The sequence below is a fragment of the Stakelama sediminis genome (assembly GCF_014199335.1).
Classification (GTDB): Bacteria; Pseudomonadota; Alphaproteobacteria; order Sphingomonadales; family Sphingomonadaceae; genus Sphingomonas; species Sphingomonas sediminis.
On sequence record NZ_JACIJI010000016.1, the window covers coordinates 1 to 10,350 of the forward strand.

Here is a 10,350-nt window from a genome sequence, read left to right on the forward strand (position 1 = left end):
GATCTCAGGAGGTCAAGAAACTCCTCGCCGCCATGCAAAAACCGTGAAGCGGCGCGCGCGCCGCCGGTTACAGCATGCGTTCGTCGACACGTCCGATGGACTTGCTCCAGAAAAGTGGAGAATTCCCTTGAGGTGAAAGGCGAACTCGATGTCGAAGCAACGACGGTTTACAAAAGAATTTGAGGACGAGGTGGTTCGACTTGTGGGGACCAACGAGCGCACGCAGCGTGAGGTTGCAGAAGATCGGGGCATTGGCCTGTCGACGCTTGTGCGCTGGATCAGCCGCAGTCGTGATCGGCTGGCGGCAATGCCCGACGCAGCGCCGCAGGCAGATATGGCGACCGAGTTGAAGCGGCTTCGCCGAGAGAACGAGATTCTGCGACAGGAGCGCGACATATTGAAGCGTGCGACCGCTTTTTTGCCCGGGAGGGAAGTCGATGATGATCTGCCCCCACCGAGTGGACCGATTGGTTTGTTAGTGCATTAAGTTCATCACCGCCATATCCGGACGGAGGTGGAGCGAAGCGGAACCGGAGGCTGGATATGGCGGTGTCGCCGTTTCCGGTGCCGGGGGCCGGTAGCCCAGGCTGCTATGGGGCCGGACGGTGTTGTAATGCCGCCGCCATGCCTCGATCAGCACCCTGGCCTCGGCGAGACTGTAGAAGATCTCGCCGTTGAGCAGTTCGTCGCGAAGCGACCCGTTGAAGCTTTCGTTATAGCCATTCTCCCATGGTGATCCCGGCGCGATGTAGAGGGTCTTCACGCCGATCTGCCCCAGCCATTTCTGGACGGCGGTCGCGATACATTCGCTACCATTATCGGATCGTATATGCGCTGGCGGCCCACGCGAGATGAACAGATCGGCCAAGGCCGCCAGAACATCCTCGTGCTTGAGCTGCCGTGCAACGATGAGCGCCAGGCATTCCCTGCTGGCCTCGTCGATGATCGTCAGGATGCGGAACTTGCGGCCGTCATGGGTGCGACCCTCGACGAAGTCGTAGGCCCACACGTGCCCCGGATACTCGGGCCGCAGCCGGATGCACGATCCGTCATTGAGCCATAGACGCCCGCGCTTTGGCTGGCGCTGTGGAACCTTGAGCCCTTCGCGCCGCCATATCCGCTCGACCCGTTTATGGTTCACCGTCCACCCCGCATGGCACAGCAACGCCGTCACCCGGCGGTAGCCGTAACGACCATATTGCTGCGCCAATGCAATGATGTCCTCGGTCAGTGCCTGTTCGTCATCCGCCCCGCGTGGCATCTTGCGCTGCGTCGATCGATGCTGACCCAGCACCCGGCATATCCGTCGCTCGGATACCCGGACTGGCAGATCCCGTCGTACCTGATCGATGCAGCGCCGCCGCCGCGCGGGGCTCAGAAGTTTCCCCGTGCAGCTTCCTGCAGGATCAGCTTGTCCAGCGTCAGGTCCGAGATCGCCCGGCGCAGCCGCTGGTTCTCCTTCTCCAGATCCTTCATCCGCCGCGCCTGGTCGGTCTTCAGGCCGCCATATTCCTTGCGCCAGCGATAGTAAGTCTGCTCGCTGACCGCGATCCGGCGGCACGCCTCGGCTGTGCTCGCGCCCTGCGCCAGCACAATCTCAACTTCACGCAGCTTGCCGATAATCTCTTCCGGCTTGTGCTTCTTGCTCGGCATCCAATGTCCCTTTCGTGGTCCAGACTATCATAGTCTCTGGGCCACTCAGCGGGGGGCAGATCAATGAGGTTTGAGCTCATCGACCAGGCGAAGAAGGGTTTCCCCGTACACTGAGGTGTTGGGGTAATCCGGCGGGACAATCATGTTCACAAAAAGGCGGCGCCGGGAACGGCAGCCGCCTTTTTCATGCCCGCTCTTTTTAAAACGCGTTGCGGTGGAAAACCACGCCGACTGTCTGAAACACAATCTTGAAATCGCGCCAGATGGTCCAGCCCTGAAGATATTCCAGATCGGAGTTCAGGCGGTCCTGAAGATCGCGCTCCACCAGCGTCGCACCACGGAAGCCGCGCACCTGTGCGAGACCGGTGACGCCGGGCTTTGCAGCGTGGCGATCCCAATAGCGACGGTCGACTTCCCAGAACAGCTTGTCGGCAGCGCGAGAAGCCACCGCATGCGGGCGCGGGCCGACAATGCTCATCTCACCGCGCAGGACATTCAGCAATTGCGGCAATTCGTCGATGCTGGTCTTGCGCAGAATGTTGCCGACACGCGTAATCCGATCATCACTACGCGATGTCGAACGGCTTCCCTTTGCATCGCAAAGATCGGCGTACATGCTGCGGAATTTATAAACGCGGAACAAATGGTTGCTGCGCCCGATCCGTTCCTGGCGGAAGAAAACGGGCCCGCGGCTGTCCAGCTTGATCCAGATCGCCACCGTGATCAGCAGCGGTGACAACAGCAGCAGCGCAATCGACGCTACGGCCAGGTCGAACAGGCGCTTGGTTGCACGGTCGAACAGGTTGAGAGGGCCCGTGGCGACGATGATCGACGGCGTGCGACGATCCCGACCCATGCCGGAGGGGGCATATTCATGTAGTTCGGGCATATAGATTTCGCCCTGAACATTCGTGCCCTGCAATGCTCTGGTCCAGGCCATCCTGCGACGTGGTTCGCAAACGACCAGAACCCGATCCGCCGCACCCAGTGCTTTCGCCATGCGCTGATACATTTTGGGGTCGTTAAGATCGGGATTCAGCAGCGGATCGGCCATGAACACATAATCATGATTGCCCTTGGGAACCGGCAGGTTTCCATCAACAATCACCAGTGTCTGAAACGGATGTCCGCCGATCAGCCGGTCAAGCCAAGATATGACGGCAAACCGGGCCATCGATAGTAATATGAGAGCGCTGACCGAACCCAGACCGATGGTGAGGCGGGAAAAGGAACCGCTGGTTTTCGTGTAAAACAGCGCCAGAGTTGCCGCAGCAGTCGCAAGCAAAAGCGAGCGAACGCCCTTGCGTACGGCTACGTAAGGACTGCGCATGGCGTTGGACGTATAAGCGTGCTGATTACCGCCAACCACCAGATACAGCAGGACCAGCGCAGTGGCATATAGGCCGGGTGCCGTCGGGCCATTGACGGTCCTGAGCGCGCTGATAACCAGAAATGGCGTGGCAATTGCGAAAATATCGACCAGCAGCAGAATCAGAATGGCGCGACCGCGAAACACTGAATTGTTGGGCGCTGAACCGGGCTGGGCAGGGCTGTTCGCCGCTGGCAGCGGCGCGACCGGGTACAAATCCTGACCGATCTGCTCATTTTCCTGAAATGTGGCTTTTGCAAGCTTACCGGCGGTTGCCACCCATGCCTCCAGATGCCGTGGACAGTGAAAGCTATCGGATCATGATCAGGATAGCAACATATTGCGTCGCACAAGAATGGGACAGGACTTTGAAAAGCAACCATTCATCGATCATTTGACGGTTGGATCGGGTTTATGAGGGGGCCGTATTGAACTGATGCGGTGGATGCCTCCCTTCACCGGGCATCGTATGATGCTGGCCGGTGCCATGCATCGTCGCGATGGAAGCTGCGCTACGAGCCATTTTTAGGGGCGGTTCGCGCAAGCCCTGGGTCACGACGTCCGCCTGATTCCGCCGATCTACGTGAAGCGGTTCGTCAAACGACAGAAGAACGATGCGGCAGACGCCGCAGCGATCACGGAAGCGGCGATGCGACCGAACCTGCTCTATGTAGCCGTGAAGAGCGCCGAGCATCAGGCTCGCGCCGTGGCCTTCCGAACCCATCAGTCCTTTGTTGGTCAGCGCACTCAGCTGATCAATGCCCTGTGTGGCCATTTGGCCGAGTTCGGCTTGGTCGTGGCGCAGGGACCTGCGGACCTGAAGTCCGTTGTCGGGATGATCGACGATCGTGCCACCGACCTTCCCGATGCAGTTCGCTATATTGCACGCCTCTACTTGGATCAGATCGCGCTGCTCACGCACAAAATCGAGGAGCTGCACTCGAAGCTCGTCGCATCGACCAAAGTCGACGACGCCATGCGTCGGCTTTGCACGGTGCCCGGAATCGGCCCGGTGAGCACGGGCGCGATCATGGCCTTCGCGCCGGACTTTACCACTTTTGCAAGCGGCAGGTACTTCGCCGCATGGCTGGGTCTGGTCCCGCGACAGCGATCGACCGGCGGCAAGACGCAGCTCGGCTCGGCCAGCAAGATGGCACGGACGATCTGGGCGATGATGACGCGAGAAGATAATTACCGGATGGCGTGAACCGGCCGTCTTCATTTGAAGCGAACCGGCAAACGCCTGAGAGCTTTGCGGCCCTTGCAAGGAGATCGACTGACGATTATGCGGCAAGGACTTCGATGTTCAGGACGTGGAAACCAGTCCCGGGACGCGAGCATCGTAGCTCTTTGAACCGATGTGGACCGCGTTCTTCGAACTGCATACCGGCCAGTGGCGAACGATAAGCCACGCGAAAAGGCCTGACACACGAACGATATAAGCGCCATGCCGTTAGAACGTCCGAAAATCGCCTTGCAAAACCGGGGGGCATCCACACACGTTCCTCATTTGCCCATGACCCGGAAATGCATGTCCCTGATCGGCTGCGAACTCCGTAACCTATTTGCCCGGCACGTTCTCGTGCACGTCCAAACCATGCTCTCCCTGTGCAACCGAGACATTGCGCTCGCGCACTAGCCTTACCGCTTCAAGCTCGAACTCTCGGCTGAACTTCCTTCGTTGCATTGCGGACCTCGGATAGGTGAAAACATCCTACCTCGGTGTCCACAAAACCGGCGGCAGATCATGTCTTCCATATCGCGCTTGTCATGGATACTCCGCCTGCAATTCCAAGGGGGTAAATGCACCGTTCCACAGATGGCTGCAACTAAGGTATATCCAAGTTCCCCCTAATCCCCCGTCACCTTCAGCGGCCCCAGATCGCCCAGCCCTACCGTGCCGCTGGCCATGGCGAGCATCCGGTCGAGGCTAGTCTTCGCCTTCAGCCGCGTATCCTCTTCGATTTCGATGCGCGGTTCCAGATCGCGCAGCGCGACATAGAGTTTTTCCAGCGTGTTGAGCGCCATATAGGGGCAGATGTTGCAGTTGCAGTTGCCGTCCGCACCGGGCGAGCCGATGAACGTCTTGTCCGGCATCGCCTTTTCCATCTGGTGGATGATGTGCGGCTCGGTCGCGACGATCAGTGTGTCGCCCTGCATATCATTGGCATAGGCCAGAATGCCGCTGGTCGACCCGACATAATCGGCATGGTCCAGAATATAGGCCGGGCATTCGGGGTGCGCTGCGACCGGCGCGCCGGGATGCTCCGCCTTCAGCTTCAGCAACTCGGTTTCCGAAAATGCCTCATGCACGATGCACACGCCGGGCCATAACAGCATGTCGCGCCCGGTCTTGCGCGCCAGATAACCGCCCAGATGCTTGTCGGGACCGAAGATGATCTTCTGATCCTCCGGAATCTGGCTGAGGATTTTCTCGGCCGAAGAGGAGGTGACGATGATGTCGCTCAGCGCCTTCACCTGAATCGAACAGTTGATATAGGTCAGCGCGATATGGTCGGGATGTTCGGCGCGAAAGCGGGCGAACTGTTCAGGCGGGCAGCTATCCTCCAGACTGCACCCCGCATCCATGTCGGGCAGCACCACCACCTTTTCGGGGCTGAGGATTTTCGCGGTTTCGGCCATGAAGCGCACGCCGCAGAACGCGATCACGTCCGCATCCGTCTCCGCCGCCTTTTTCGACAGGTCCAGACTGTCGCCGACGAAATCGGCCAGATCCTGAATCTCCGGCTTCTGGTAATAATGCGCCAGGATGACGGCGTTGCGTTCCTTGCGCAGACGTTCGATCTCGGCCAGCAGGTCGGTGCCGGTGGGCATGGCGGGTGCGTTCATGATTCAAATCCCTGTCGTCTTTGTGCCCCATATAGCGAGAACGACGCGGATTGCATCGGTTTGTGGCGGGTATTTGATTGTGCTGCGCCCTCACCCTCCCGCTCGACCTTAGCTACGGTTGGCGAGCACTTCGTCGATCGGTTTGGTCACGTCCCAGCGTTCGCCGTCCGCGCTCGCGCGTTCGGACGGGAAGGTCACGACGATGCGCGTATCGCCCTGCCCCGTACGGTTGAGCGGGACCGACAGGAAGCGGGCAATCGCCTTGCGCGCATATTCGCGCGCCTGTGCGATGCGTTCGGGCGACTGTGCCTCACGCGCCGCGCTGGCCTCGGCACTGGCGGAAGTACGCTGGCTCAGATTCTCGCTCGCGCCGCGTGTCACCAGCAGCCCTTCGGTACGCACCATCGTACGCGCACCTTCGTCGATATTGGGCTTGCCGACCGTCACATCGGGCGCGTTGACGATCAGCAGGTGGCGATCCTTCACCCATTCGACGTCCTGCGGGCCGATCTTCGACACATCGACGAAATAGCCGACCGAATAGGGCGCCTTGATGATCTGATCCGATTTCAGCATCCCGAACCCGCGCACATCCTGTGCAGAACTCTGGATGATGCCGGAAAGCTCCGCGACCTCCAGCTCGCTGCTGCCCGACAGCCGCGCGGTAATCAGCTTCGTGACCGCCGACCCGTCTTCTTCGCGCGTCGGCAGCTTGCGCTCGGCATAACGGCCATAGCCGATATAGGCGACCGCCAGCACCAGCAGCGTCGCCAGGACGGTAATGATCGTATTGAGCGTCGAGCGGCTTACCGACTGCGCCATGCATCGCCCTCTGTCAGTACCAGTTCCCGGTTGCGCAGGTCGATCAGGTGCGCCAGCACCGACCGCTCCGCCGCACCGTGCAGCCGCGGGTCCAGCCCGACATACATGCGTTCGACCATCGCGGGTATTTCCTGCGGCCCTTTCTCCAGCAGGCGCAATATCTGCCGCTCGCGCTGGCGGCGATGCCCCGCCATGTGCCGCACGAAACGTTGCGGCTTTTCGACCGCCGGACCATGCGCGGGATAATAGATACGGTCGCTGCGCGCGATCAGCTTGTCGAGGCTTTGCATATAGGCCGCCATGTCGCCGTCGGGCGGCGATACCACCGTGGTCGACCAGCCCATGACATGATCGCCGCTGAACAACGCATCCGTCTCCACCAGCGCAAAGCACAGATGGTTGGAGGTATGCCCCGGCGTCGCCACCGCCTCCAGCGTCCAGCCCTCGCCCGTCACGCGCGCACCATCCGCCAGCACCCGGTCGGGCGCATAGCTCCGGTCGAACGCGGCATCGGCGCGCGGGCCGTGATCGTCGAGCACCAGCGGCGCGCAACCGACAATTTCAGCGCCCGTCTCCGCTTTCAGCCGTGCCGCCAGCGGGCTGTGGTCGCGATGGGTATGGGTGCACATAATCGCGAGCACCGGCCTGTCGTCGATCGCCGCAAGCAGCGCACCGATATGCTCCGGCTCGTCGGGGCCGGGGTCGATCACCGCCAGATCCTGCGCACCGACCAGATAAGTCTGCGTACCGGTATAGGTATAGGGGGACGGATTGGGCGCAAGCACCCGCGCGACAAGAGGTTCCATCAGTTCGCACTGGCCGGTGGACGCGTGGGTCATGCCATTTCAAATGGCTGCTGACGGGCGGCGGCACAAGGGATCAAGCCGCCGTCCGTCAGGCTCCCGAAACGCCATACGAAGGAAAATGGTGTTTCGGGCAATCGGGTCGCGGCGCGTGTGGCATGCGGTCGCAACCCTCCCCTTCCCGCCGGGGATCGTAATTTGAGTTCGGAAGTATGTTTGGATTGCCGCGCGGCTCCGCCGCTCGCAATGACGGGATTTGGGGTTAGTCCATCGTCCGTGCCTGCGCGTCGAGCTTTCTGGACGCCCGGTCGATACCCGCCAGCGCTTCCTGCCGCGCTTTTCCGGTCAGTTCGCTATTGGCGGCGATGGCGGCGCGCGCTGCGTCCAGCCCGCGTCGTGCAGCCCGCAGGCTCGCCTGCTGCGTTTGCAGCGCAACGCGCTCGGTCTTCTTCGCTTCCGCCTTTGCTGCGCGCGCCTGCCTCTCGGCATTTTCGCGCATTGCCGCGATCCGGTCGGTACAGATGATAATGGTCGACGCCTTGCCGCTGGACGCGTCGTCCTGCTTCACCACCGGCGTTCCCGGCCCGCAATTCGTCTTGATGACCTGCGGCGCTTCTTTCAGCACGCTGTCCTGCATGTCCAGCATCGCCGTGCGATCCTTGCCGGTCCGCACAATGACGCGCTGGACATGGCGATGCCCGTCCTTATCCGTCCACACCCGCGTCGTGTCCTGATCGTGATCAGCAGCGGGGGGAGCCGGCGGTGCGGGCGGAGCAACGCCATCGACCGGCGGCGCCGGAGGTACGGGCGGAACCGGTGCAACCGTATCCGTCTGCGCAACCGTGCTCCAGCTTTCCGCCGTCATTGGCGCCTTCGGCGCTTCGGGTGCTGCAGGAGCCACCGGCGCATCAACCGCCGATGGTGCTCGCGGCGCGGCTGGCGCAACGGGCGGTTTCGGCATTTCCTTCGCACTTACCACCGATGCCAGCCGGATGTCGGCCAGCTTCACCCCGACCGCATTTTCGACATTGCCGCGAATGGTTTCGGCCGCGCTGGTTCCCGATGCTGTCAGGCCAAGGCCCGCCAGCGTCACCAGCCCCAGCCCGGCGGCCCCGCCAATCAGCGTCCTGCGCGAACGACTTTGGTTCCTGCTCAGCATTTTCAGCCTCCCTTTCAAATCGTTGATGGTATGAAGATGGCACGCCGCCGATACCGCACCGCCATGCGCGGATTTGACGATGGCCCGGCCATAGGCGTGGCGCAGCGATCCCGGTCGTCCGGCCAGCACCAGCGCATCGCACGCCATTTCCTGATCGGCGCGAAACGCCTTGAATGCGCGCCAGGCAACCGGGTTGAACCAGTGACAGGCGAGCATCGCCAGTGCGCCCCAATTGGCATAGAGGTCGCCGCGCGCATGGTGGCCAAGTTCGTGCGCCAGCGCCAGATCGCGTTCCAATGCGTCATAGCGTTCGGCAAAATCGCCCGGAAAGGCGACATATTTGCGGAAGATGCCAAAGGCCAGCGGCCCGCTCGTCCCATCGGTTTCCAGCACCCGCACGCGCCCTCCGGCAACCGTGCGGGCGTCCTTCGCACGGCGGATGATCCGACGGCAAAAGCGGCTGTGCGCGATCAGGTGATAGCCGAAGAACACCACTGCTCCGACCGCCCACAGGCCCAGGAATAATGCGATAAGCGGAGCACCGTCCGGCGTTTCCACCGGTGGCACAAGGGCAATGGGCGCCACTCCCTGCGCCAGCGTAATTGTCGCGATGCTATGGCTTGCCGCTGCTGCGGGCATGGTGGACGGGTTCAGCGCCCCCATGACGAACTCATGTCGGTTGAGTGTCTCGACCGCCGGTGACAACAGGCTGCTGAACCGCCAGTTTCCCGGCAGTGGGGGTAAAATCATGCGCATGGCGGGCAAGGCCCATAGCGCATAGGCAAGGCGCGGGCCGAAAGCGGCGCGCACCGGCTTGCGGATCGCCAGCACCAACAGCATCAGCAGCGTGGTGGCGATCAGCGTTTCGACGACCCAGCCGATCATTGCTTCAGATCCTTCAGCAGCGCTTCGATCTCGGCAATATCCTGATCGGACAGCGCATCGCGTTCGGCCAGATGTGCGACCAGCGGGGTCAGCCTGCCACCGAACAGCCGGTCCATCAGTTTGCGCGATTCCCCCGCGACATACTCCTCCCGCGCAACCTGCGGACGATACAGATACCGCCGCCCTTCCGCCTCATGCGCGATGATGTTCTTGGAAAGCAGCCGTCCGAGCAATGTCTTGACGGTATTGGCGCTCCATTCGCGCCGGGGTGCCACCCGTTCGACCACCTGGGCGGCGGTCAGCGGGCTTTCCTCCCACAGAACCTCCATGACCGCATGTTCGGCATCGCTGATACGCTCGTGCATGGCTCACCCTTTCAACTACAGTTGTAATCGCATTGATTACGTTTGTAGTCAAGTGGGTGAATGGAGGCTGAACGAATGCGGGGACAGCACTGCGATAAAATGGAGTGAAAATAGCCTGCGACCCTGCCCGTCAGAGAAGATGCGCCTTTCCATTGCTGGCGACCTTTTCCACCTACAACAAGCCGTCCGGCGCCTATGCTGACGACAGGATGTGCGACTTCACAGCTAAGCAAACGCATTTCGGGGCACTCGGCCCTTCCGCTTTGAATGGAAATAATGCATTCAACGAACTGATTCTTAAAGAGTGCGGTGATGTTTCGTATTGTTTTTCCGGTATTGCTGGCGGCTTTCCTTTTGTGTGGATGTAGTGGGATGCATGCGTCTGCAGGTTTGCCGAGTGGTGCTGCTGCGTATGCGGTGATGCCGGCGCCGAGGGTTGGAGCG

General features: G+C 61.2%; 9 protein-coding genes and 2 pseudogenes. 2 read left to right on the forward strand and 9 right to left on the reverse strand.

Features of this window, described 5'->3' with window-relative positions; translation table 11 throughout:
• Positions 1-148 precede the first annotated feature (148 nt).
• Positions 149-440, forward strand: a pseudogene (locus FHR23_RS16300) (transposase); the annotation flags it as partial.
• Positions 441-475: 35 nt separating this feature from the next.
• On the opposite strand, the gene FHR23_RS16305 reads toward FHR23_RS16300, so the two are convergent.
• Positions 476-1,653, reverse strand: a protein-coding gene (locus FHR23_RS16305) for an IS3-like element ISSpma1 family transposase (protein WP_184006121.1) whose coding sequence is annotated in 2 segments (ribosomal slippage) — positions 476-1,389 and positions 1,389-1,653 — 1,179 coding nt in all. Because the reading frame shifts where the segments join, the coding sequence is not laid out codon by codon here.
• A gap of 199 nt (positions 1,654-1,852) precedes the next feature.
• Complete coding sequence (locus FHR23_RS16800; RefSeq protein ID WP_343043218.1) at positions 1,853-3,301, reverse strand: sugar transferase; 1,449 nt, start codon at positions 3,299-3,301, stop codon at positions 1,853-1,855.
• A gap of 268 nt (positions 3,302-3,569) precedes the next feature.
• Here FHR23_RS16800 and FHR23_RS16315 point away from each other — a divergent pair, with 268 nt between their 5' ends.
• On the forward strand, positions 3,570-4,229 hold the full coding sequence (locus tag FHR23_RS16315) for an IS110 family RNA-guided transposase (RefSeq protein ID WP_221227605.1): 660 nt from the start codon (positions 3,570-3,572) through the stop codon (positions 4,227-4,229).
• A 357-nt stretch (positions 4,230-4,586) separates the two neighbouring features.
• On the opposite strand, the pseudogene FHR23_RS16320 reads toward FHR23_RS16315, so the two are convergent.
• From FHR23_RS16320 to FHR23_RS16505, 7 genes and pseudogenes are all read right to left on the reverse strand, one after another.
• Positions 4,587-4,709, reverse strand: a pseudogene (locus FHR23_RS16320) (transposase); the annotation flags it as partial.
• Between the two features lie 164 nt (positions 4,710-4,873).
• Complete coding sequence (gene nadA / locus FHR23_RS16325) at positions 4,874-5,872, reverse strand: quinolinate synthase NadA (RefSeq protein ID WP_184006124.1); 999 nt, start codon at positions 5,870-5,872, stop codon at positions 4,874-4,876.
• Between the two features lie 108 nt (positions 5,873-5,980).
• Positions 5,981-6,694: a DUF4230 domain-containing protein gene (locus FHR23_RS16330; protein WP_184006126.1), complete on the reverse strand. Its 714-nt coding sequence runs from the start codon at positions 6,692-6,694 to the stop codon at positions 5,981-5,983.
• Entirely contained in the window at positions 6,679-7,533 is an 855-nt protein-coding gene (locus tag FHR23_RS16335; RefSeq protein WP_184006128.1) for an MBL fold metallo-hydrolase, read from the reverse strand. Before FHR23_RS16335 ends, FHR23_RS16330 begins: the two co-directional genes overlap by 16 nt.
• Positions 7,534-7,759: 226 nt before the next feature.
• Positions 7,760-9,541, reverse strand: a complete 1,782-nt coding sequence (locus FHR23_RS16500; RefSeq protein WP_221227603.1) for a M56 family metallopeptidase — start codon at positions 9,539-9,541, stop codon at positions 7,760-7,762.
• A complete protein-coding gene (locus FHR23_RS16345; protein ID WP_184006130.1) occupies positions 9,538-9,906 on the reverse strand; it encodes a BlaI/MecI/CopY family transcriptional regulator in 369 nt (122 codons plus the stop codon). Before FHR23_RS16345 ends, FHR23_RS16500 begins: the two co-directional genes overlap by 4 nt.
• Positions 9,907-9,917: 11 nt before the next feature.
• Positions 9,918-10,350 (reverse strand): hypothetical protein (locus FHR23_RS16505; protein ID WP_221227604.1); only part of this gene is annotated, 433 nt, incomplete at its 5' end.